Annotated in this window: 18 protein-coding genes; 9 read left to right on the top strand and 9 right to left on the bottom strand. The window is 67.7% G+C overall.

Translation table 11 applies throughout. The features are described 5' to 3' along the window. The first annotated feature begins 30 nt into the window (after positions 1–30). Positions 31–786, top strand: a complete 756-nt coding sequence (locus tag AC5Y5Z_RS15060) for a L,D-transpeptidase (protein WP_499925952.1) — start codon at positions 31–33, stop codon at positions 784–786. 48 nt (positions 787–834) lie between these two features. Then, the gene (locus AC5Y5Z_RS15055) at positions 835–1,491 is read left to right on the top strand and encodes an O-methyltransferase (protein WP_499925950.1); all 657 of its coding nucleotides are present in this window, start codon (positions 835–837) and stop codon (positions 1,489–1,491) included. Here AC5Y5Z_RS15055 and AC5Y5Z_RS15050 read toward each other — a convergent pair. Then, complete coding sequence (locus tag AC5Y5Z_RS15050) at positions 1,488–3,545, bottom strand: DUF459 domain-containing protein (protein WP_499926148.1); 2,058 nt, start codon at positions 3,543–3,545, stop codon at positions 1,488–1,490. The genes AC5Y5Z_RS15055 and AC5Y5Z_RS15050 overlap by 4 nt on opposite strands. Positions 3,546–3,794: 249 nt before the next feature. Between AC5Y5Z_RS15050 and AC5Y5Z_RS15045 the strand changes: the two genes are divergently transcribed. Beyond that, positions 3,795–4,325 (top strand): hypothetical protein, encoded by a 531-nt coding sequence (locus AC5Y5Z_RS15045; protein WP_499925948.1) that lies wholly within the window; start codon positions 3,795–3,797, stop codon positions 4,323–4,325. Here the strand turns inward: AC5Y5Z_RS15045 and AC5Y5Z_RS15040 are convergent. Genes AC5Y5Z_RS15040 through AC5Y5Z_RS15015 form a run of 6 tightly spaced genes read right to left on the bottom strand, consistent with a single transcriptional unit; the run spans position 4,322 to position 11,676 of the window. After that, on the bottom strand, positions 4,322–5,494 hold the full coding sequence (locus AC5Y5Z_RS15040; protein WP_499925946.1) for a CaiB/BaiF CoA transferase family protein: 1,173 nt from the start codon (positions 5,492–5,494) through the stop codon (positions 4,322–4,324). The genes AC5Y5Z_RS15045 and AC5Y5Z_RS15040 overlap by 4 nt on opposite strands. Then, complete coding sequence (locus AC5Y5Z_RS15035; protein ID WP_463827874.1) at positions 5,487–6,425, bottom strand: SDR family NAD(P)-dependent oxidoreductase; 939 nt, start codon at positions 6,423–6,425, stop codon at positions 5,487–5,489. Before AC5Y5Z_RS15035 ends, AC5Y5Z_RS15040 begins: the two co-directional genes overlap by 8 nt. Continuing rightward, the gene (locus AC5Y5Z_RS15030) at positions 6,425–8,266 is read right to left on the bottom strand and encodes a flavin-containing monooxygenase (RefSeq protein ID WP_499925944.1); all 1,842 of its coding nucleotides are present in this window, start codon (positions 8,264–8,266) and stop codon (positions 6,425–6,427) included. Before AC5Y5Z_RS15030 ends, AC5Y5Z_RS15035 begins: the two co-directional genes overlap by 1 nt. Beyond that, positions 8,263–9,441, bottom strand: coding sequence for an LLM class flavin-dependent oxidoreductase (locus tag AC5Y5Z_RS15025; protein ID WP_499925942.1), 1,179 nt, complete (start codon positions 9,439–9,441; stop codon positions 8,263–8,265). Before AC5Y5Z_RS15025 ends, AC5Y5Z_RS15030 begins: the two co-directional genes overlap by 4 nt. Continuing rightward, entirely contained in the window at positions 9,438–10,799 is a 1,362-nt protein-coding gene (locus AC5Y5Z_RS15020) for an aromatic ring-hydroxylating oxygenase subunit alpha (protein WP_463827871.1), read from the bottom strand. The genes AC5Y5Z_RS15025 and AC5Y5Z_RS15020 overlap by 4 nt, the downstream gene beginning before the upstream one ends. 16 nt (positions 10,800–10,815) lie before the next feature. Beyond that, positions 10,816–11,676, bottom strand: coding sequence for an SDR family NAD(P)-dependent oxidoreductase (locus tag AC5Y5Z_RS15015; RefSeq protein ID WP_473138834.1), 861 nt, complete (start codon positions 11,674–11,676; stop codon positions 10,816–10,818). Between the two features lie 125 nt (positions 11,677–11,801). Between AC5Y5Z_RS15015 and AC5Y5Z_RS15010 the strand changes: the two genes are divergently transcribed. The 4 genes from AC5Y5Z_RS15010 to AC5Y5Z_RS14995 are packed head-to-tail and all read left to right on the top strand — an operon-like array spanning position 11,802 to position 16,562. Continuing rightward, complete coding sequence (locus AC5Y5Z_RS15010) at positions 11,802–13,424, top strand: SMP-30/gluconolactonase/LRE family protein (protein WP_499926145.1); 1,623 nt, start codon at positions 11,802–11,804, stop codon at positions 13,422–13,424. 13 nt (positions 13,425–13,437) lie between these two features. Beyond that, the gene (locus tag AC5Y5Z_RS15005; RefSeq protein WP_463827869.1) at positions 13,438–14,190 is read left to right on the top strand and encodes a GntR family transcriptional regulator; all 753 of its coding nucleotides are present in this window, start codon (positions 13,438–13,440) and stop codon (positions 14,188–14,190) included. A gap of 22 nt (positions 14,191–14,212) precedes the next feature. Next, positions 14,213–15,772, top strand: coding sequence for an AMP-binding protein (locus AC5Y5Z_RS15000; protein ID WP_499926143.1), 1,560 nt, complete (start codon positions 14,213–14,215; stop codon positions 15,770–15,772). Position 15,773: 1 nt separating this feature from the next. Continuing rightward, positions 15,774–16,562: an SDR family NAD(P)-dependent oxidoreductase gene (locus AC5Y5Z_RS14995; protein ID WP_473138832.1), complete on the top strand. Its 789-nt coding sequence runs from the start codon at positions 15,774–15,776 to the stop codon at positions 16,560–16,562. Here AC5Y5Z_RS14995 and AC5Y5Z_RS14990 read toward each other — a convergent pair. Together AC5Y5Z_RS14990 and AC5Y5Z_RS14985 are read right to left on the bottom strand one after the other, a co-directional pair. Next, positions 16,544–17,005, bottom strand: coding sequence for an SRPBCC family protein (locus AC5Y5Z_RS14990; protein WP_499925939.1), 462 nt, complete (start codon positions 17,003–17,005; stop codon positions 16,544–16,546). The genes AC5Y5Z_RS14995 and AC5Y5Z_RS14990 overlap by 19 nt on opposite strands. 40 nt (positions 17,006–17,045) lie before the next feature. After that, complete coding sequence (locus AC5Y5Z_RS14985) at positions 17,046–17,903, bottom strand: rhomboid family intramembrane serine protease (RefSeq protein WP_499925937.1); 858 nt, start codon at positions 17,901–17,903, stop codon at positions 17,046–17,048. Between the two features lie 93 nt (positions 17,904–17,996). Between AC5Y5Z_RS14985 and AC5Y5Z_RS14980 the strand changes: the two genes are divergently transcribed. Then, complete coding sequence (locus tag AC5Y5Z_RS14980) at positions 17,997–18,221, top strand: hypothetical protein (RefSeq protein WP_463827865.1); 225 nt, start codon at positions 17,997–17,999, stop codon at positions 18,219–18,221. A gap of 332 nt (positions 18,222–18,553) precedes the next feature. Beyond that, on the top strand, positions 18,554–23,398 hold the full coding sequence (locus AC5Y5Z_RS14975; protein ID WP_499925935.1) for a cation-translocating P-type ATPase: 4,845 nt from the start codon (positions 18,554–18,556) through the stop codon (positions 23,396–23,398). The last annotated feature ends 378 nt before the right edge of the window (positions 23,399–23,776 follow it).

Genomic DNA, 23,776 nt, shown 5'->3' with positions numbered 1-23,776 from the left:
TCCACCGCACCATCCCGAAGGGTCGAGACCATGCGTCGAGCGGTTCGTTATCTTTTCGTCCTGGTCGCGATCACCACGATGGCCGCGGCCGGATCGGGCAGTCCCGCGACCGGCGCCGTCCCGGTCCCCCACCCGCTGCCCGGGGTGGCCTCGATCTTCCCCGCCGGGGGAGCCGTGGTGGGCATCGCCACGCCGGTGGTGGTGACCTTCACTGCGCCGGTGCGGGATCACCGCGCCGCCGAACGGTCCATCCGCATCAGTTCTCCGAGCAATATGACCGGTCACTTCCAGTGGCTCGACGGCAATGTCGTGCAATGGGTGCCGGACCGGTACTGGCCGGGCCACACCCACGTCTCCGTCGGCGTCCAGGCCCTCAACGAAGGCTTTGACACCGGCGACGAGCTGCGCGGCGTGGCCAGCATCTCCGCGCACACCTTCACCGTCAGCCGCAACGGCGAGGTGCTGCGCACCATGCCGGCGTCGATGGGCAAGCCCAGTCGTCCGACCCCGATCGGCAACTTCAACGCGATGTCCAAGGAACGCACCGTCGTGATGGACTCCCGCACCATCGGCATCCCGCTCAACTCCTCGGACGGGTACCTGATCACCGCCTCGTACGCGGTGCGCGTCACCGGCAGCGGCGTGTACGTGCACTCCGCGCCGTGGTCGGTGGGTTCGCAGGGCTACGCCAACGTCAGCCACGGCTGCATCAACCTGAGCCCGGACAACGCCGCCTGGTACTTCAACATGGTCAGCATCGGCGACCCGATCGACGTCGTGGCCTGACGCTCAGGACCGCCGGCGGGCTGATTCCGGGGGCATACAGTCGGGTGTATGGCCAATACTTTGCAAGATCCCCGGGTCGCCTCGGTGCTCGACCGGATGTATGCCGCTGCCGGCGCGCAGATGTCGCAACTGCGCGACCGGCGCGGTCAGTTCGACGGCCCGATGACGGTGCAGGAACGCACCGAAGCGATGAGCGAGTTCTATATTCCGGTGACGCCCGACGCCGGCCGCCTGCTCTACTCGCTGGTGCGGGCGAGCCGTCCGGCGACGGTGGTGGAATTCGGGATGTCCTTCGGCATTTCGGCGATCCATCTGGCTGCCGCGGTGCGCGACAACGGTGCCGGCCGGGTGGTGACCACCGAGCTCAGTGACACCAAGATCGCCGCGGCGAAGCAGACGTTCGCCGACGTCGGGTTGCAGGACGTGATCACGATCCTGGAAGGCGATGCGCTCGCCACCCTGACGAAACTGGACGGGCCGGTCGATTTCGTCCTGCTGGACGGCTGGAAAGACCTCTACCTGCCGGTGATCAATCTGCTGCAACCGTCGCTGTCGTCGGGCGCGCTGGTGATCGCCGACAATGCCAGCGCGTCGGATATGCAGCCCTACCTCGACTTTGTGCGCGACCCCAGCAATGGTTACGTGAGCTTCAACTTCCCGGCCAGGGAGAGCGACAGCATGGAGCTGAGCTGCTGGTCGAACTAGCGGACCGACTCCTCCAGCCAGGGCAGCAGCCATTTGACCCCTTCCGGAGTCAGGTGCACACCGTCGCTGCGTACCTTGATGCCGTCGACCTTCGCGGTGTAAACGCCGTCCGGACAGAGCTTTTTGTTCAGGTCGACGATGCCGACATGCGGATGCTCACCGATAGCGTTGCGCAACATGCTGTTCCACTGGTTGACCCGGTCCGGTTGGTCTTCGGGATACAGTCGGCCGTCCGGCTTCTCCCCGCCCCGGCTGTACGGCACCGTCGCCACCATCACCCGAACACCGGTGGAGCCGACGATATTGAGCGCCCGGTGCAGTTCTGAGTTAAGGTACGCGTCGAACGTCGGGTCGCCGATGTGCGTCCACTTTCCTTCGTTGACCCGGTCGACCGTCTCCCACCGCCCGATGACCAGCAGCGCGACGTCCGGCCGATCCTGGCTGATCTGGGTCGCCCAACGACCGGGCCACGAATCGCATTCGGAACGCTGCTCCAGCGTCTGACCGATGTACCGGTACGGCGTGCCGCGCACCAGGCTGCAGCCGATGACGGTGTGGTCGATGAACCGGAAACCGGGTGTCGGCGGCAGGAAGTGCATCATCGTCCAGCCGATCGAATCGCCGAACACCGAAACGGTGAACGGCTGATTGGGATCGCGCGGGCCGGGGGCGGCGGTGGGCTGAGCGGCGCCCGGTGGCGACGGCGACACCGCCGCGACCGCCGACACGCCGGGCGGCAGCCCGACCTCCCGCAGCCCCGCTCCGACCGGGACCACCAGGATGGTCGCCGCGGCGGCACTGGCAACGGTGGCCGCGGCCAGCGGCAGCAGCGGCACCCGTTCCGGGCGCCAGCGCCGGATGGGTTGCTCGATCGCCCAGTAGGACACGCCCGCCACCGCCAGCGTGACCGCGCAGCGGGCCGCGAACAGGCCACCGCCCGACCACCCGGTGCGTTCACCGTTGAGCACCAGGAAGATCGGCCAGTGCCACAGGTAGACGCCGTAGGAGATCATGCCCAGCCACACCAGCGGGCGCCACGCGAGTACGCGGGCAACGGCGCCGCGCTGCTCCATCGCCACCGGTGCCACCACCAGCACCGCCGCGACGGCCACCACGATCAGCAGGCCGTGGCGGAACTCACCGGCGCTTCCCGTCGCGTAATGCGTGACCGCCGCCAGCGTGCCTAACCCGACAAGTGGCAGCGCCCGGGCGGCCCGTCGTCCCCAGCGGCTGCGGATCAGACACCAGCCGCGGTTCAGCGCCGGCCAATCCCGGACCAGCAGTGCCGATGCCGCGGCACCGATCAGCAACGCCTGCGCGCGGGTGTCGGTGCCGAAGTAGATCCGGTCGCGATTGCCGTCGCTGGTGCAGACGATGGTGGCCGCGGCGGAGGCGACCACGCCCAGGGTGGCGATCACGAAGGCGCTGAACCGGACGTGCCCCACCGTGGTCTTGCCGAAGTAGCGCCGGGCGCGGGCGGCCAGCAGCAGCGTCACCGCGATCAGCAGCACCGGCCAGACGATGTAGTACTGCTCTTCCACCCCCAGCGACCAGGTGTGTTGCAGCGGCGAGGGTGGTGCGCCCTGGGTGAAGTAATCGGTCTTCTGGGCTACGAACCGCCAGTTGGCCAGCCAGCAGAACGCGGCGATCGCGTCCCCGCGCAGGCCGTTGAGTGACTGGTAGGGCAGCAGTTCCCGGGCCACGCTGACGGTCAGCACCATCAACAGCAACGCCGGCAGCAGTCGGCGCGCACGCCGAATCCAGAAGCCGCGCAGGTCGATCCGGCCGCTACGGCCGAGTTCGTCGAGCAACAGCGAGGTGATCAGGAAGCCGCTGAGCACGAAGAAGATGTCGACGCCGATGAATCCGCCGCTGACTCCCGGGATGCCACCATGTCCGATCAGGACCAGCGCCACCGCTATCGCCCGCAGTCCGTCCAGCGCCGGAACACCGCTGTGCCGCTCTTGCCGATCCCATCCCGCCGACCGGCCGACGCGTCGGACCGGGGCCACCCAGCGCCGCCGGAATGCGGAATTGGCCGGTGCGGCTGGTATCCCGCCCGGCTCAGTCCTTGTCTTCAGCGCGCCCTGACCGTGTGGTCGTCCGGCGCCGTCCTTGCTGCCGATACGTCGCTACCCCTCGAAGTTGATCCAAGAAATCCTAGAGGCGCGGGCCTCGCAAGCCCGGCAGGACACGCCACGGTCACGGAGCCCCCTCGATGTTCTGTGGAAGGGCCGCAGCAACTTCCGTACCCTGGACGACGCGCAACCGCGCACCCGGTCGGCACGGCAGAAGGCATCCACATGGGCTGGTTCACCCGGCGTCGCAAGACCAGTCCGGGCGAGGAAGCCGCTGCGGTGGAAGTCATCTCGGGCGACGCCGCCGCGGTTGCGGCCGGACCCGCATGGACTGGTCGCGCGCTACTGCTGCCGGCGGTGCCGAGTCCCGCCACGGCGGCCGAAATCGCCGGTCGTGCCGTCGCGGCAGCCCAGACGCTGTCCGCAGTCGAACTCGACTTCAGCCCGGCCTCGTTGCACGACGTGGACGCGATCCTGGACGGCTTCCGCGGGCCCGGGTCCGACCTGATGGCCGAACCCATCTTTGTGCTCGGCTGCTACCTCGGCGAGGTCATGGTGCGCAACGCCGGCTACGTATGGGTGGACACACCGGCCGAGCTGGCGCAGCATCTGGGCTCGCTGACCGTGTACCACCCCGGCACCCACACCCACGCCAACCCGATCAGCAAAGCCTTCAAGCGGGTCGATTACGGCAGCCCGGACAATCTGACGTACTTCTACCGGGCCTACACCACCGACAGTCCGCTCTTCGACTAACCGGGGGGTTCGGAGTCCACCGGCATCAGGCCCAGTTCTGCCAGCACCGCCTCAGTGTGCGCGCCCAGCTCCGGGGCAGGACCGGCGACGCGACCCGGCGTCCGGGAGAACCACGTGGGCACTCCGGGAAAGCGCACCGGTCCGTGGGGCGTGTCGACGGTCTCGAAGAAGCCGACCGCGTCGAGTTGCGGATCGTCCAGCAACTCCGCCGGACTGGACAGCGGGGATGCGGGTATCTCCAGTTCGCGCAGCAGATCCAGCCACTCCTGCGTGGTGCGCTCGGCGAACGTCTGGGCCAGCAACCCGTAGACGGTGTCGATCTGACTCGCCCGCCCCGCCAACGTCGTGTACCGATCGCTGGCCCAGGCCGGTCGCACCGCGTCGACGAATGCGGCCCAGTGTTTGTCGTTGTAGATCAGGGCGGCGATGTGGCCGTCGCTGGTGCGGTACGGCCGTCGGTTGGGCGCCACCGCGCGCGGGTAGACCGCGGGACTCAACGGCGGGTCGAACATCGCGCCGTTGACGTGTTCGACCAACATGAACGACGCCATCGCCTCGAACATGCCGACTTCGACCTCTTGCCCCTCGCCGGTGCGCTCGCGGTGGAAAAGCGCCATCGTCGTCGCGTACAGCGCGGTGAGGCCGGCGACCTTGTCGGCCAGGATCGTCCCGACGAAGTTGGCCTCGCCGGTCAGTTGCTGTTGCACCGACGGCAACCCGCACGCGGCCTGGATGGTGTCGTCGTACGCCGGCAGGTCGCGATTCGGCCCGCGCCGCGAGTAGCCGTAGCAGTTGGTGTACACGATGGCCGGGTTGACGGCCGCGACCTCGGCATAGCTCAGCCCGAGGCGGGCGATCGCCTTGGCCCGCATCGAATGGATGAACACGTCGGCGCGTTCGATCAGCGCCCGCAGGGCGCGCTGGCCGGCGTCTGACTTCACATCGATGGCAACGCCGCGCTTGCCGCGGTTGACGTTGACGAAGACGCCGCTCATGCCGGGCGCCGGGCCCACCGATACGTAGCGGGTGTCGTCACCCCGCGGGGGTTCGATCTTGATCACGTCAGCACCCATGTCGGCCATGATCTGCGTGCAGTACGGCCCCATCACCATCGCGGTGAGGTCGACGACGCGGACGCCGGCCAGCGGGCCGGTACCAGCCTCAGACATGGTGCGCGCGCTCCCGCATTGCCCAGGCCGCAGAGTCGAAGCTGTACCGGATGTGCTGGGCGTGCCCGTCGGGGACCACCGGGAATTCCAGTGGCGCCGCGAGGTTCCGGATGGCGTAGAGCTGTTCGGCGACATCCTCGACGGTCCACGACAAGCGTTGCACGCCCGGGCTTTCGGCGATCACCGCACGGGCGATCCGGCCGGCGATCGCGATCAACATCTCGCCGTTCACCGGGCAGGATTCGTGCGCCAGCAACCCCACCACCGGTGCCACCAGCTCGGTCCCCATCGGGGGGTATTGCGAAATATCAAGGCCGTCAGCCATTCTCGTCACCGCTGACGGGACGACGACGTTGCACAGCACCCCTTCCGCCGCGCCTTCGAGTGCGACGACGTTGGACAGTCCGATCACGCCGGCCTTCGCGGCCGCATAGTTGGCGACACCGTGGTTACCGTACAGCCCGCCGATCGAGGAGGTCAGCACGATGCGGCCGTAACCGGCACCGCACATCACCGGGAAGGCGGGGCGCACCACGTGAAAAGCGCCCCGCAGATGCACGTCGAGGACGGCGTCGAAGTCCTCGTAGCTCATCTCCTTCAGCGAACCGCGCCGCACCGTACCGGCATTGTGAATCAGGATGTCCAGCCGCCCGTACTGGTCGAGTGCGGCCCCGACGATGGCCTGCCCACCCGCGGCGGTGGTCACCGATTCGGTGCAGGCGACGGCCGCACCGCCGGCCGCGTTGATCTCGTCGACAACCTGCTGTGCCGGGCCGGCGTCCACGCCGCCACCACCGGTCAGCGCGCCGCCGGTGTCGTTGACCACGACGCTGGCCCCGCGGGCGGCCAGCATCAGCGCGTATGCGCGTCCCAGGCCCCGGCCGGCACCGGTGATCACCGCCACCCGATCGTCGAATCTGAGTTCAGCCATCACGGTTCCAGGATCAGCCCGTCCAGCTTGCCGCCGGCGCGCCACTCGGCGAGTAGGTCACCGAAAGCATAGAAGCCCGGACCGTACGGCTCACCCAGATGCGACCGGATGCCCTCGGTGCCGCCACCTTCGTTGTTGTAATAGCCTGGCGTGCAGGCCTGGTCGAACGCGCTGTTGTCGATCGCCGTCTCGCGGATCGTGGTGCACCAGTCGTCCTGCGCCTGTTGGCTGGGCTCGACCGTGGTCGCGCCACGGGCCAGCGCTTCGGCGATGATGTAGGCGATGTGCTCACCCTGCAGTTCGTAATTGGCGGCGATGTTCGCCGAAATGCCGACCTGGGTGAATCCGGTGAAGAACTGGTTGGGGAAGCCGCGGCTGGTCATGCCGTGCAGCGTCTTATAGCCGTCGCGCCAGTAGTCGAACAGCGACAGGCCGTCGCGGCCTTCGATCGCCTCCAGTGAGTACCGGCGGCTGATCTCGGTCGTGATCTCGAACCCGCTGGCGTAGATGATGCAGTCGACCTCATACTCGACACCGTTGGCCACCAACCCGTTTGCGGTGGCGCGCTCCACGCCCTTGGACGACGACACGTCGACCAGCGTGACGTTAGGCCGGTTGAACGTCGGGAGATAGTCGTCGTTGGTGCACGGCCGCTTGCACAGGAAGTTGTAGTACGGTTTGAGCGCCTCGGCGGTCTCGGGATCGTCGACGATGTCTTCGATGCGCCGGCGCAGCCGCTCCATGACCTTGTAATCTTCCTCCTCCCGGATGGCCATGAACTGTTCCGGGGTCATCGCTGCCGGATCCTCGAGCGCCATCACCCTGGCCGCGGTGTTGCGGCCGAGCTCGGTCCAGAAGTCGCACACCAGATCTGGCTGGCCGGGCGCCATGCCTTCGAACGTCCAGGCGTGAAAGTTGCGCTGCCGCTCTTTCTGCCATCCGGGTTGCAGCGATTTCACCCATTCCGGATCGGTCGGGGTGTTGTTGCGGACACCGACCGAGGACGGAGTGCGCTGGAACACGTACAGGTGCTTGGCGTAGCGGCCCAGGAACGGCACGATCTGGATCGCGGTGGCGCCGGTGCCCACCACCGCGACACGCTTGTCGCTCAATCCGTCGAGTCCACCGGTGGCGTCGCCGCCGGTGTAGCTGTAGTCCCAACGCGATGAGTGAAAGCTATGTCCCTGAAAGTCTTTCAGGCCCGGGATGCCCGGCAGCTTGGGACGGTGGAAGGGACCCGACGCGACGACCACGAACCGCGCCCGGATGTCGTCGTCGCGGTTGGTGCTGACCCGCCAGCGCTTGATCTCCTCGTCCCAGCGCAGCGCCCGCACCTGGGTGGAGAACAGCGCGGCGTCGTAGAGCCCGTAGTGCTTCCCGATCCGGCGGCAATGCTCGTAGATTTCGGTACCGTCGGCGAACTTCTCGCTCGGGATATAGTCGAGTTCCTCTAATTGCGGTATGTAGCAATATGATTCGTTGTCACATTGCAGCCCGGGGTAGCGGTTCCAGTACCACACTCCGCCGAAGTCGCCACCCAGTTCGATGATGCGCACGTCCTCGACGCCCGCCTTCTTCAGGTGCGCAGCGCACAGCAGCCCGCCGAAGCCGCCGCCGAGCACGGCCACGTCGATATCCGCCGAGATCGGATCGCGCACCAGGTCCGGCGAGTGCGGGTCGATCTCGTAGTATCCGGCGAAGTCGTCGACGAGTTCGATGTACTGCTTGGAACCCTCCGGACGCAGCCGCTTTTCGCGTTCATGGCGGTACTTTTCGCGCAAACCGTCCAGGTCGATGTCGATGGGCGCCGACGTCGGCGGGCAGTCGGAGACTCCGGTCATGCCAGCGCGTTCTCCGGTAGCGCGGCCGGGTGCAACGGTGCCGCCATCTCCTGCACCGCTGGCAGTACCTCCTTGGCGAACAGCTCCGTGCTGGCCGTCGCCTCGTCGTAGGGCATGGTGCCGAACTGCGGCACGATCGTCAGTTCACAGAACGAGCACGCTTCCTGGGCCGCTTTGATCCGGTTGAAGATTTCCTCGGGAGTCCCGATCAGCAGGTTGGAGGCGTGATAGCCCGGCGTCTTGGGCGCACCCTTCGAGTCGTGTGTCACCGAGGACGCCAGCACCGCGGTCGCGGTCGCTTCCCGGGCCGCATAAGCCTCATAGCCCTTGACGCCTTTGAAGTTCGAGGCGTCGGCGAACCCGTAGTGCACGGTGACGTCGCGGTTGGCCGTGTAGATCCACTCCTCGGACCTGGCCGCACCATCGGGATCGGCCGTGCAGTACATGAACATCACGTTCTTCGGCTGACACGGTGGCAGACCCTCCTCCTGCCGGAAGGTGTTGACCTTCTGCACTTCCCGGCCGGCATCCTCGATCGGTTTGTTGCCGACGAACAGCGGCACCATGCCGCGCCGGGAAAGGATCTCCAGCGACTCCGCGGTGGACGACGAGGAATAGATGCGGGAGAACAGGTCCCGACTCCGCGGCTCGGGCCGCAACGACATCTCGGGCACCTTGAAGATCTCTCCGTCGTAGGAGAACCGCTCCCCGGAGAACGCCAGCTCCAGGATGTCCAGCGTCTCGTTGAACCGCTGGCGGCTCTCCTCCCTGGGCACCCCGACGGCGTCGAACTCGCCCTTCGACACACCACGGCCGATCCCGATCGTGGTGTACCGGCCGTTGGAGATGATGTCGAGGTAGGCGATCTGGTGCGCCAACCGAATGGGGTGCCACCACGGCGCCACTGCCACAAAGGTGCCCAGAGCGACCCGTTCGGTGCGACCGGCGCAATAGCTCAACGCCTGAATCGGGTTGGGTGTCATGCCATAGGGCGTGCCGCAGTGCTCGGGCATCCAGATGCCGTCGAACCCGAGCGGTTCGGCCAGATCGGCGATCGCCAGTGTGCTCTGCACACATTCCCAGTCCGGGGTTGCGGGCGGCTGGCTGAAGTCCTCGGCCAGCACTCGCTCCCAGTCGTGCGAATTGTGTGCTCCGAAGCCAAGGTTGACCTTCATCGTTGAATCTCCGTCTCTGTTGCAAGGGCCTGCGGCGCGCCCCGGCCCAGGTACTCGGCGAGGTTGCGGTGCAGGTTGGCGGTACTGCGTTCCATGTAGGGGTTGGGCTTGGGGCCGCGGAAGCCCAGGGACTTCATTCCTTGCTGCACCGCGGCCATATTGGAGAAGTCCTGCGGCAGGACGCTGCGCCAATTCGGGTCGTCCGGCGGCGCATACACCCACTCGGTGTGCGGCTCTTCGCCTTTCGGGTACAGCTCGTAGCAGGACGCTTCGAAGATGCACTCGTCGGGGTTGTAGCCGTGCGGGCGCGCGCTGTAGCACAACGCCGTGGTCAGACCCTGCCCGATCTGGAAGTTGGGGAATATCTGCCAGGCGGTGCCGCTGTTGGCCAGGTGTTCGGGATCGATGGTCGGCCAGACCACGCCGCGGTCGGCGTCGTCGCGGCGTGCCGAGGTCAGCCAGTGACTGAGCACTCTGTCGGCGGGCGCGTCGTCGGGCAGCTCGTCGACCAACCGCAACGCCGCGTTCACCAGTGTCTGAGTGGTGGTGGCGTTGGTCTCTTCCAGTGTGTAGAGCTGCATTTCGGCCGTCGAGACCCGCGGGTCCGCCCCGGTGCCCAACCGGATCTTCGACTTGGTCTCACCGAGATCCGCCGGTGCGTCGTAGCCGATGTTGCTGTGCCTGCCATGCGCGGCGGCCCAGCCGCGGAAGTTGCCGAACTTGTTGAACTGCGGGTGCGTGGTGGCGACATGGTAGGTCTCGTTGAAAGCCTCCATCGCGACCTTCCAATTACATTGGAAATGCAGCCATTTGCGCCACTTGCAGCGCATGTCGGCCAGATTGAACGGATCGAGCATGGTCGCTGCCGGTTCGAGGTAGTCGCGCAGCGGCTCGGCCGCCGGGTCCATGTTGATCCAGATCCAGCCGCCCCAGGTGTCGACGTTGACCCTGCCCAGATGGGTGTTCTCCGGGGTCAGCGCCCCCTGCCAGTCCGCCCGTTCGGGGATGTGGGTGCAGTTGCCGTCCTGGTCATAGGTCCATCCGTGAAATCCGCAGACGAACGACTTCTTGTGGCCGCAAGCACTTTTCGCGCCGGCGGGGGTGTCCACCAGCCGACGGCCGCGGTGCACACACACGTTGTGGTGGGCCTTGAAGGTGTCGGGTCCGGTGCGCACCACCAGGATCGAGTCGTCCAGGATGTCGTAGGTCAGGAAGCTACCCACCTTGGGCAGATCTTCGACGCGCCCGACCTGCTGCCAGACCTTGCGCCACAGCTTGTCCCGTTCGGCGCGGGCGTAGTCCGCAGAGATGTAGGCCTCGACCCCGATCGTGACCGGTGCGGTCAGATCGTCATTCATCGCTTTCCCCTTCTCCTCAACGCTTGATCGCAGCGCGGAACGACTCGTCCTTGAGGAACAGCGAGGTGTTGTCGGCACCCAGGTGTCCCCACTTGAGGTTCAGACCGCCGTCGACCAGCAACGTCTGTCCGGTGATGTAACTCGACAGATCGGACAGCAGGAACAGGATCGCACCGGCGATTTCCGCCGGGCGCCCGCGCCGGCCCATCGCGATGGCACGTCGGTCCCGTTCGGGATCGTCGTCGGTGTAGGTGCGCGACGCCGGTGTCTCGGTGACCCCGGGCGCGACCGCATTGACCCGGATCGCCGCGCCCCCGTCGTCGTCACAGGCCAGTTCGGCGGCCATGGTCCGGGTCACTGCGACGATCGCGGCTTTGGCGGTGCCGTAGGCGATATGGAACGGCGCGGTGTTCAGCCCGCTGATCGACGAGATGGACACGATCGATCCGGCGCGCCGGTTGCTCTTGAGCTCCGCGGCCACGGCCTGGCTCATGAAGAACATCGTCTCCAGATTGCGGGTGAACAATTCCCGCCAGTCGCTGCGCGTCACCCGCGTCGCAGGCATCCACGTCGACGGGTCCGCACCACCGGCCACGTTGACCAGACCATGCAGTTCTCCGTCGGCCTGCCGCGCCGCTTCGATCGTGGCCGCCACGCCGTCATCGGTGGACACGTCGGCGGCCACCGGTACCACCGGCAACCCTTCGGCTACCAGCGGACCCAGGTGCCGGTCCAGATTGTCCTGGCCGCGACTGACGCCGATCACCGTCGCGCCGGCCTCGGCGACCACGCGCGTCACCGTGGTGCCGATGCCGCCACCGGCAGCGCCGGCGACCACGACGACGCGTCCGGCGAGACCGAGCAAATCCGTGCTCACCGAATTGTCCGGACAAGATAATGATGTGCACCCATTGGAGAGCATGATTCTCTCTACGTAGCGTGCACGTCAAGGCCGGCCGCGGAATATCGACGCACTATTGTCTGGACCACGGCACGATTGCTATCGTCCGAGCGGTGATAGCCGGAACCGGATGGTCGCACCCAACTGGCCAACTTGGCCGGTACCCCGTCCCGTACTCGCCCACTTTGGCCGAAGGGTGGACACTGATTCGGCTCACCGATCCCAGCCGTCTGTTCGGGGCCAACGGCATCCGCACCGGACCGGACGGCCGGATCTACATCGCCCAGGTGACGGGCAGCCAGATCAGCGCGCTCGACATCGAGACCGGCCTGGTAGACACGGTCAGCGCCAAGGGCGGCGACATCATCGCACCCGACGACGTCGCGTTCGGCCCCGAAGGCAACCTCTACGCCACCGAAGTGATGGACGGCCGGGTCAGCATGCGCGACGCCGCCGGCCGCACCCGGGTGCTACGGGACGACCTGCCGTCGGCCAACGGCATCACGGTGCACCGGGGCAGGTTGTTCATCAACGAGTGCCGCGCCGGCGGGCGGCTGCTCGAACTCGACCTCAACGGCGGGGCGCCGCGGGTGCTGCTGGAGAACATTCCGATGCCCAACGCGATGGAGGTGGGGCCGGACGGAATGCTCTACTTCCCCGTCATGACCGCCAACGAGATCTGGCGCATCGACCCCGAAGGCGGTGCAGCCGAACGGGTTGCCGGTGACCTCGGTGTCCCCGACTCGGTGAAGTTCGACGCCGACGGCTACATCGTGTCGACCCAGGTGCACAGCGGCCAGGTGCTGCGCATCAATCCGCGCACCGGTGAAAAGACCGTACTGGCCAGCCTGAACCCGGGTCTGGACAACTGCACCTTCGTCGGCAACCGGTTGTTCATCTCCAGCTTCACCGGCGAGATCACCGAAATCGGTCGCAACGGTGACTCGCAGACGGTGCTCAAGGGCGGGTTGAACTGGCCGTTGGACCTGACGGTCGGGCCCGACGGGCAGCTCTACATTGCCGACGGCACCTTCTTCTACACGCTGCTTGACGACGGCACGCTGCGGACCGTCGGAATGTTGTTCAGCCCCGGCTATCCGGGATTCCTGCGCGGACTGGACTCGACCGGTCCCGGCGAGTTCGTCGTCACCACCTCCAACGGAGAAGTCACCCGCTACCGGCCCGCGGACAACGAAAGCGAAGTGCTGGCAGCAGGTTTCGATCAGCTCTACGGTGTGGCGGCGGCATCGGACGGGACCGTGTTCGTCGCTGAACTCGGCACCGGTCGGGTGCTGGGACTCCGCGGCAACCAGGTTCAGGTCCTGGCCTCCGGTCTGATCGATCCGGTCGGCGTCGCGATCGACCGCGACGGCAGCTGCCTGGTGTCGGAGACCGGCCGGGTCCGCAGCCTCGACGGCGGGTTGGTGTTCGACGGTCTGCAGCGGCCGCAGGGGCTGCTGGTGCTGGGCCGGCAACTCTACGTAGTAGACACCGGCGCAAAGGAAGTCGTCGCCTTCGACCTGGACACCGGTGTCCGGACCACCCTCGCTGCGGATCTGCCGCTCGGCGCCCCGCCGGGCATCACACCCAAACCGCTGCGCGGCATGCCGCCGTTCTCCGGTCCTCAGGGACCGTTCGCGGGTATCGCCGCCGGCCCCGACGGCACGCTGTACATCTCGGCCGACGGCGACGGCAGTCTGCTGGCCCTACGTCAGGAATCCTGAAGGGCCACCGGCAATGTCCTCACCACCTTCGGAAGCAAAAGTCGTCGACCACCGGTACCTGCAGGTGGCCCGCACGTTGCGCAAGGAGATCGTGGACGGCATCTACCCGGTGGGATCGCAGCTGCCCACCGAGCACGAGCTGTGCGAGCGGTTTGCGGTCAGCCGGTACACAATCCGGGAGGCGTTGCGACGACTGCGCGACGACAACCTGGTGTCGTCGCGGCCACGCACCGGAACTCTGGTGGTGCCGCGACCGTCGTCGGATTCGTATGTCCAGCACGTCATGTCGATCAACGACCTGCTGGCGTTCGCCACCGGCACCAGGTTTGCGATCGAATCGGTCGCGATGGTCACCATCGACGGAGAATCGGCCGCACGCAGCGGGCTGGCCGTGGGTGAGCAGTGGCTGACCGTTCGTGGCTTTCGTCGCTCCGACGACTCCGAGACCGCGTTGTGCCGCACCGAGTACTACATCAACCGCGCGTTCGCGGCCGTCGGCAGACTGCTGCAGCGCCACGAAGGACCGATCTTTCCCTTGATCGAGGACCTGTTCGGGTTGAGCATCGTTGAGGTGCAACAGGAAATCATCGCCGTCCTGCTGGCCCCGGAAGTGGCCGAGGGCCTCGATGTGGAGCCCGGCACGCCGGCGCTGCAGGTGCAACGCACCTACCGTGCCTCCGACGGCCAGGTCGCCCAGGTCACGATCAATACCCACCCGGCGTCCCGCTTCCGCCATTCGATGACGATGCGACGAGTGCGTGGGTAGGAAGCTGATCGGCGGCCGCCTACTGCGCTGGGACGATGACCGAGCCACGCAGGCCTACGCCCAAGGTTATTGGGGCCGTGCCACATTGGCAGATGCCCTCGAGGACGCCGCTCGGGACACTCCGGAGCGGATCGCGCTGGTCGACGGCGACTACCGACTGTCCTGCGCCGAGCTGCATCGGCAGGCCACGGCATTGGCCCACGCGCTGCACGCGCGGATCCCGCCGGGCAGTGTGGTGTCGTTCCAGCTGCCCAACTGGCATGAAGCCGCGGTGATCTACCTGGGCGCCACGTTGGCGGGCATGGTGGCCAACCCGATTCTGCCGTCGCTGCGCGATCGGGAGCTGCGCTTCATCCTGGAGGACGCGGACAGCCGAGTGGTGTTCATCCCGCCTGATTTCGGCGGCTACGACTATGTCCCGATGTTGCGTCGGGTCACCGCCCAGCTGGAGTCAGCGCCGGATGTCGTCGTGGTGCGCGGTGACGGCGGACCCGACGAGATCCCGTTCCGGTCACTGCTCACCACGCCGCGAACGCCCGAGCCGTTGCCGACACTGGATGCCGATGCGGTCCGGATGATCCTCTACACCTCGGGAACCACCGGTCGCCCCAAAGGCGTTCTGCACAGCCATAACTCGATTCACGCGCTGATCCGACAGATTCGCGAGCACTGGTTCGTCTCGCCAGGAGACGTGTTTCTGGTCGCCTCGCCGATCGCCCACATCGGCGGATCCATCTACGCCTTCGAAGCCCCGCTGCTGCTCGGCACCACCGCAGTGCTGATGGACCGCTGGCATGCCGAGAGCGCGGTGCGGATCATGCGGGCCCAGCGTTGCACGCACATGGCGGGCGCCACACCGTTTCTGGAGCAGCTGCTGGCGGCCGCACAGCGCGCCCACACCCGCCTGCCCGATCTGAAGTTGTTCATCTGTGGTGGCGCTTCGGTGTCACCGTCACTGATCCGCAGCGCGACAGCGTATTTCGAAGCAGCCGTGGTGACCCGGGTGTACGGGTCGACCGAAGTGCCGGTGACCACGATCGGAGCGCCGCGGGACCGCGATCGTGCCGCGGATACCGACGGCCGGGTCGGGGTCGCAGAAGTGCGGCTGATCGACGACGAGATCCGGGTGCGCGGCCCACAGATGCTGGTCGGCTACCTGCACCCCGAGGACGAGGACGGATCCTTCGACACCGACGGCTATTTCCGCACCGGGGACCTGGCGCGCTGGGTCGGCGATGGATACCTGGTGGTCACCGGCCGGGCCAAGGACATGATCATCCGCAACGGCGAGAACATCTCCCCCAAGGAGGTCGAGGACGTGCTGGCCAACCATCCGGGGATAGCCGAGATCGCCGTGGTCGGGCTGCCCGACCACCGCACCGGCGAGCGGGCGTGCGCGGTCGTCGTCGCCGCCGGTCCCGGCCCCGACGTGCACGACTTGCGCAGGTTCCTCGAAGCCGCGGGCGTTGCGCGCTTCAAGGCACCCGAGCAAGTGGTTATCTGGGCGGGTCTGCCGAAAAACGATGCGGGGAAGATCCTCAAGCATCGGATCCGGGCGGAACTGATGGCGGAAGATCGGTGACATGCAGGTAGCGATTGTGACGGGGGCGACCGGCGGCATCGGATTCGGTTGTGCGACAAAGCTTGCAGACGCGGGGGTGGCGGTGTTGGCTACCGGTCGCGACGAGGGCCGGCTCGCTGAGCTCAGTCGCGCGATCGGCGATCCCGCACGGGTGGCCACCCTCGCTGTCGACCTCGTCGACGATGACGCGCCCCGGCAGGTTGTCGCTGCTGCGCTGGACCACTGGGGCCGTGTCGATTTCCTGGTCAACGCGGCCGGAGTGGGCAGCCCCAAACCGCTACACGAAACCGACGATGAATCGTTGGACCATTTTCTGCGGCTGATGTTGCGCGCGCCGTTCCGATTGGTGCGCGAGGTGCTGCCGCACCTGCAGGCCGGTTCGGCGATCATCAACATCACCTCCACATTCGCGGTCGTGGGCGGCATGCGCGGTGGTGCCTATTCGGCAGCCAAGGGCGGTCTGACGGCGATGACCACCCACATCGCCTGCCAGTACGGGGCACAGGGCATTCGCTGTAATGCGGTGGCTCCCGGGGTGATTCAGACGCCGATGACCGAACATCGCCTGCAGGACGAACGTTTCCGGCGCATCAACACCGAGATGACACCGCATCAGCGATTGGGCAGTGTCGACGACGTCGCCAGTACGGTCGCGTTTCTGTGCTCGCCGGGTGGTGCCTTCATCAACGGACAGACGATCGTCGTCGACGGCGGATGGAGTTCCACCAAGTACCTGTCCGAGTTCGCGCTGACATCGGAATGGAAAGCGGCTCAGCCTGATTCAAAATGACGCCGGATGCCGGACAGCATCTTGGTGTGCGCCTCGGCCGCCGCGCGGACGGTGAACCCGGCCAGCGGTCGCGGCGCGGCGAACCTGATCCGCTCGGTGACCAGCGTGCCGCCCTCGATCGGCGCGAAACTCACCGTGCCCCGCAGCCGCACGCCCGGGGACTGGTCGGCCTCGGTGCGGACATCTCCGTCGACCGGAACGTGTAGCCGCGCCCGGTAGCTGATCTTCGTGGTGACCGGCCCGAGCCGGATGCGGTCGACCACCCGGTAGCTGACCCGGTAGCCGTCCGGGGTGTCGCTGCGATCGAGCAATTCCACCGACACGATCAGCGGATGCACCAGCCTGATGTTGTCCAGGTCGACGTAGTAGTCGCGCACCTCGCCGGGCGGGGCGGGGATCTGTTCGCTCAGGATCCGCTCGGCCTGCGCGGTCCACCAGGTCATACCGGGCAACCTACCCCGCACGGGAACCGCCGCCCCGGCGTCAGGTGAGTTGGTTGAGCAAATCGGCCGTGCGCCACCAGATCAACGCCCCGAACAGGCACAGCGCTGCCACGGTCGCGGCGGCCTGGACCAGGTCACGTCGTTGCCGTGGTGCATACATGTAGGCCGCCGCGATCGCGCCGCCGGCCACCAACCCACCCACATGCCCCTGCCAGCTGATCGCCTGCGAACTGATCGCCGGCACCACGAACGTGAACGCCAGGTTGATGAGGATGACCGCCACCACCCCACGCACGTCGAGGGTGAGCCGCTTGGCCAGGACGAACATCGCCGCGAACAGCCCGTAGATCGCGCCGGATGCGCCCGCCGTGGCCGTGTTCAGCGGTGCGAGCAGGTACACCAGCACCGAACCACCCAGTCCACTCAGGGCGTAGAGCGCGACGAACCGCAACCGGCCCAGCCACATCTCCAGCGGTGGCCCGACGAAATACAGCGCCAACATGTTCAACCCCAGGTGAGCGGGGCCGTAGTGCAGGAACGCCGAGGTCACCAGGCGGTAGTACTCGCTGTACGCCGCCACCGCCGGCGGCCACAGGGTGAACTGCCGTTGCACCGCGACCGAGGCATACTCCGCAACGAACGCCAGCACGTTGATCACGATCAGCGCGTAGGTGACCACCGGCCGGTCCGAGCCCTCCCGCCCGCCGAAGCGGGTCCGCGGCTGCCGGACGGTGGCCGCGCCCGCCTGCACGCACTGCTCACACTGGTGACCGACCGCGGCACTGCGCATGCAGTCCCCACAGATCGGCTGTTCGCAGCGGGTGCAGCGGACGTATGTCTGGCGGTCGGGATGCCGATAGCAGGTCGGCGCATCGGCCGGCGGCTGCGGTGTAGTCATGGCGCCATTCTTGCCGGGCGTCCGCTGCCCGGCGCCGCACCCCCGCCACCGGGACTATTCCCTCGCCTGCCTGGTTCACCTACTGTGACAGAGGTGGAGTCACACGGAACCCCCGAGTTGGTGGCCGTCGAAGATTTGCACTCAGGCGATCCGATCACCGACAACGGTCAGCGGTACATCGTGCTGGAATCCAAGGCCGTCGGCGACGGCTGTGTGGTCCTCGAGCTGGAATCCCGGGTGGACCACCACCTCCAGGTGATCGAGAAGTCGTTCCCCACCGGCTATCACGTCGGCCGGGCGAATCACCGGCACTTGTAGGAGCTCGCGGCCGCGCCGAGCGTGCGGTTCACGACGACGCGCCGGCGTGTCGCGTCGTGGTCCGCACACTCGCCGATTCAACCGGCCGTCGCCGAGTACCGGCCAAACACCGATAACATGGTGGCGGCCCATTCCATCCAGGTTCTTACCTGCCTCAACCGGGGCGGCGTCCCGGGCATCGCCGCGATGACCGTCTTTCTCGATCCGTTGCTGTTCTCGTTGTTTGGGTTGCCGCCCACGCGGTAGTCCAGGGGCAATCCGCGGACCGTGTGGACAGGTGCTGAAGGCGCCGGAAGGATTGGCGCGGGATAGACGTATTCGAAGGGTGATGGATGAAAATTCCGGGCGTGGCCGACATCGTCGGCACTCTCACCGGAGGCGCCACGCAGGTCGTCCGGGCCGGCGTCCAGGGAGCTGCCGGCGCGGCCGGCGCGGTGCAGACGTTGACCAGTCCCGTCACCGAGCTGGTGGGCCCGGTGGTGCAATCGGTGGCGCACAGCACCGGGCGCGCGATCGGCCTGGGCGGCGCCAAGGACGGCGCCCCCGAGGCGGTCACCCCGCCGGTGCGCTGGCACAGCGGGCGCCGGGTGCACCTGGACCTCGACCCGCTGTTGCCGTTTCCCTGCTGGCATGAATACGCGGCGGTGATGGAGGAGCCGGTCCGCCGCATCGACGGAGTAGCCCAGGCACACGTCGAAGGGGCGCTGGGCCGGCTGGTCGTCGAAATCGCCGAGGACGCCGACGAGGACGCGGTGCTGGACGAGATCCGCGAAACGGCCGCGGCCGTCGCTACCGACCTCACCGCCTCGGGCACCTCCTCCGCGTCCCAGGCGGCACCGTTCGCCGACCCGGCCAACCCGCTGGCGATCCTGGTGCCGCTGACCGCTGCGGCGATGGACGCCGTGGCGGTGGGTGCGGCGGTGACCGGTTGGCTCACCCGGCTGCCCATGGCACCGAGCAGCGCCAAGGCCGCCGCGGCCCTGCTGAATTACCAGCCGCGGGTGGTCGCCGTCCTGGAGTCGCGCCTCGGTCGCGTCGGCACCGACATCGCGCTGAGCGGTTCCACCGCATTGGCCTACGGGTTGAGCGGTTCCCCCAGCACACCCATGCTGAATCTCACCCAGCGCACATTGCAGCTCGTGGAGGCGACGGCCCATCGGCAGCGCTGGCGGGAGCGGGAACGCGAACTCGCCTCACCCGCCCGGCCGCAGGCGCCGGTGGTTCCGGTGCTGAACTCCGCGGGGGCCGAGTCGCAGATGCCCCGGCACAACTGGGCGGCGGCCGCCGCCGGCGAGGCCTCCCACGTCGTGGTCGACGGTGCCATCGACGCGGCGATCGACATCGGCAAGGGCGCGATGAAAGGCCCGGTTGAGAACTACTCAGACCAGGCGGCCAGCGGTTCGGTGATCGCCGCCGCGGGTGCGCTGTTCGCCGGTGGCGGTGCAGCCGAGGCCGCCGAAGCGATCCTGGCCGGGGTGCCGAAAGCCGCGCACATCGGCCGGGAATCGTTCGCGACCACTCTCGGGCGCGGTCTGGCGAATGCGGGACTGCTGGTACTCGACCCGGGGGCGCTGCGTCGCCTGGACCGCATACAGGTGGTGGTGATCGACGGCGCCGCACTGCGCGGCGATCACCGCGCGGTGCTGAGCGCCTGGGGTGAGGAACCCGGCTGGGACGACGACCGCGTCTACGAGGTGGCCGACGCGCTGCTGCACGAGGAGGAGCCACCCGAACCCGATCCCGACGAACTGCCTGCCGGGGGTGCGCGGCTGAAATGGATTCGGCCGGAAGGTTCTTCGTCGGCGACACCGGCGCAGGGTCTGGAACACGCCGACCTGGTCTGCGACGGCCGGCGGGTGGGCCACGTCGACGTCGGTTGGGAAGTCGACCCCTTCGCAATCCCGTTGCTGCAGACCGCGAACCGCACCGGGGCGCGGGTGGTGTTGCGGCACGTGGCGGGCACCGAAGATCTGTCCGCCAGCGTCGGTTCGACGCATCCGCCCGGGACTCCGCTGTTGAAGTTGGTGCGCGACCTGCGCGGGGACCGCGGACCCGTGCTGCTGATCACCGCACTGCACCGCGACTTCGCCTCGACCGACACGTTGGCCGCACTGGCCATCGCCGATATCGGGGTCGCCCTCGACGATCCCCGTGCTGCCACGCCGTGGGCCGCCGACATCATCACCGGCACCGATCTGGCCGCCGCGGTGCGCATCCTGTCCGCGCTGCCGGTGGCCCGCGCCGCCAGCGAATCCGCGGTGCACCTGTCCCAGGGCGGCACCACGCTTGCCGGCCTGTTGCTGGTCACCGGTGAGGACGGCCGGTCCACGAGCCCGGTGTCCTTCCGGCGCTTCCTGAACCCGGTCAACACCGCCGCGGCGACGGCCCTGCTCTCCGGATCTTTCTCAGCCGCCCGGGTGCTGCGCCTGCCGGATCCCACACCGCAACCGCTGACCGCCTGGCACGCGCTGGACCCGGAGATCGTGTACTCGCGGCTGGCCGGCGGATTGCGCCCGTTGGCAGTGGCGTCCGACACCCCGACTTGGCGCCGTCGGCTCGACGACCTGTCATACGAGCCGGTCGTGGCGCCGCTGCGGGGTCCGGTTCAGACGCTGGGGCGGCTGGCGGTGGCCACCCGGCACGAATTGTCCGACCCGCTGACGCCGATTCTGGCGGTGGGCGCGGCGGCTTCAGCGATCGTCGGCAGCAACGTCGACGCACTGCTGGTCGCCGGCGTGATGGCGGTCAACGCGGTCACCGGCGGAGTGCAGCGACTGCGTGCCGAGGCCGCGGCCGCGGAGTTGTTCGCCGAGCAGGACCAACTGGTGCGTCGGGTGGTGGTGCCTGCGGTGGCAACGACGCGGCGCCGGTTGGAGGCCGCCCGCAACGCCACCCGGACCGCCACGGTGTCGGCCAAGAAGCTGCGCCCCGGCGACGTCATCGACCTGACCGCCCCCGAGGTGGTCCCGGCAGACGCCCGGATCCTGGTTGCCGACGACCTCGAGGTCGACGAATCCTTCCTGACCGGCGAGTCGCTGCCGGTCGACAAGCAGGTGGATCCCGTCGCCGTCAACGACCCCGACCGGGCCAGCATGCTGTTCGAGGGAAGCACGATCGTCGCCGGGCGCGCCCGGGCCATCGTCGTCGCCACCGGAGTCGGTACCGCCGCACAACGCGCCATCTCCGCGGTGGCCAACGTCGAGACGTCGGCGGGCGTGCAGGCCCGGCTGCGCGAGCTGACCAGCAAGGTGCTGCCACTGACCCTGGCCGGCGGGGCGACCGTGACCGGCCTGGCCCTGCTGCGGCGCGCCCCGCTGCGTCAGGCGGTGGCCGACGGTGTGGCCATCGCGGTCGCCGCAGTTCCCGAGGGCCTGCCGCTGGTGGCCACACTGTCCCAGCTCGCCGCCGCCCAGCGACTGACTGCGCGTGGAGTGCTGGTGCGTTCGCCGCGCACCATCGAAGCCCTGGGCCGGGTCGACACCATCTGCTTCGACAAGACCGGCACCCTCACCGAGAACCGGTTGCGCGTGGTGCTGGCCGTCCCGGCCGCCACCTCGGCACAGGGACCGTTCCCGAAAACGTCCGAACCGCAGTCGATTGCAGTGCTGCGGGCCGCCGCGCGGGCATCCACCCAGCCGCACGACGGCGAGGGACACGCGCACGCCACCGACGAGGCGATCCTCACGGCGGCGAATTCCCTTGACGGCGAAGGTGACTGGACGATCCTGGCCGAGGTTCCATTCGAATCCAGCCGAGGCTATGCCGCATCGATCGGCGCGGAGGCCGACACGGCGGCCGCGCCCGTGCTGATGGTGAAGGGCGCGCCCGAGGTCATCCTGCCGCGCTGCCGCTTCGACGATCCCGAGGCTGAGTCCGATCATGCCGATTCGCTCGTGCAGCACCTCGCCGAACAGGGGTTGCGGGTGCTGGCCGTGGCGCAACGTACCTGGGAGCACGGCACCAGGGAAGACGACACCGACGTCGACGACGTCGACGCCGCCGCGCACGACCTGGAACTGCTCGGTTACGTGGGTTTGGCCGACACCGCGCGGGAATCGTCCCGGCCATTGATCGAGGCGCTGGTGGAGGCCGGGCGCAACGTCGTGCTCATCACCGGCGACCACCCGATCACCGCACGGGCCATCGCCCGCCAGTTGGGCCTGCCCGACGACGCGCGCGTGGTGACCGGTGCCGAATTCGCCAGCCACGACGAAGAGGGACACGCCAAGCTCGCCGCCGATGTCCAGGTATTCGCCCGGGTCAGCCCGGAGCAGAAGGTGCAGATCGTGGCGGCGCTGCAACGTTGCGGGCGGGTCACTGCGATGGTCGGCGACGGCGCCAACGACGCCGCCGCCATCCGGATGGCCGACGTGGGGATCGGTGTCAGTGGCCGCGGATCGTCGGCGGCCCGCGGTGCTGCCGACATCGTGCTCACCGACGACGACCTGGGGGTGCTGGTCGACGCCCTGGTCGAGGGCCGCAACATGTGGGCCGGTGTGCGTGACGCTGTCACGATCTTGGTCGGCGGCAACGTCGGTGAGGTGTTGTTCACCATCCTCGGCACGGCCTTCGGCCAGGGCCGCGCCCCGGTCGGCACCCGTCAGCTGCTGCTGGTGAACCTGCTCACCGACATGTTCCCCGCCCTCGCGGTCGCGGTCACCTCGCAGTACGAGGACCCGGAAGAAGAAGACGGTCTGAGCGCCGACGAAGTGGAGGATGCGCGCCGGGCCCGCCAGCTCGACCTGCTGACCCAACCCGCGCCGTCACTCGACGAGCCGCTGATGCGTGCGATCGTCAACCGCGGCGTCATCACCGCTGCCGGTGCGACGGCCGCCTGGTCCATCGGACGCTGGACACCCGGCACCGAAAGGCGCACGTCCACAATGGGTTTGACGGCCCTGGTGACGACGCAGCTGGCGCAGACGCTGCTGACCCGTAGCCACAGCCCGCTGGTGGTGGCCACTGCGCTCGGCAGCGCGGGCGTGCTGGTCGGCATCATCCAGACACCGGTGCTCAGCCAGTTCTTCGGCTGCACACCACTGGGCCCGGTGGCGTGGACGGGCGTGATCGGCGCCACCGCGGGAACCACCGTGGTCTCCGTGGTGGCACCGCAGTGGCTCAACAGGGCCGTCGGCGCCGTGACTCCTGACCCGCCCGAGTTGGAGGACGGCTCCTGACCGGTGCCGCTTCGCTGCTAGGTGACGCGTGGCGGGTCTCGTCCGTCACATCTGTGACTCGAAGTGGCGGTGCGCCCCGGCTACTAATGTATTAGACGCATTCCGGTGCCGTTCGGTTCCGTCTATCTTGAGCGAATTATGTTCTGGCGCAATCGTTTATCGCTCATCTGGTTGTCGGTGGTGGTTCGTAGCATCATTGGTATGGCAACCAGTTCGCGTGATGAGATCGTGGCGGTCTTCGACGCGCTCGATGCTGGGTTGGATCGGTTGTGTGGGTTGTCGTTTGAGGTGTTGACCACCCCGGAGCGGTTGCGCGCGTTGGAGCGTCTGGAACGGGTGGCGCGGCGGTTACGGGTCCCGCAGCACCCGTTGATCAAT

This window comes from Mycobacterium sp. NGS29, from assembly GCF_059812965.1.
Note: the sequence above shows the minus strand (reverse complement) of the source record. Positions and strands in the feature narration are given on the sequence as shown.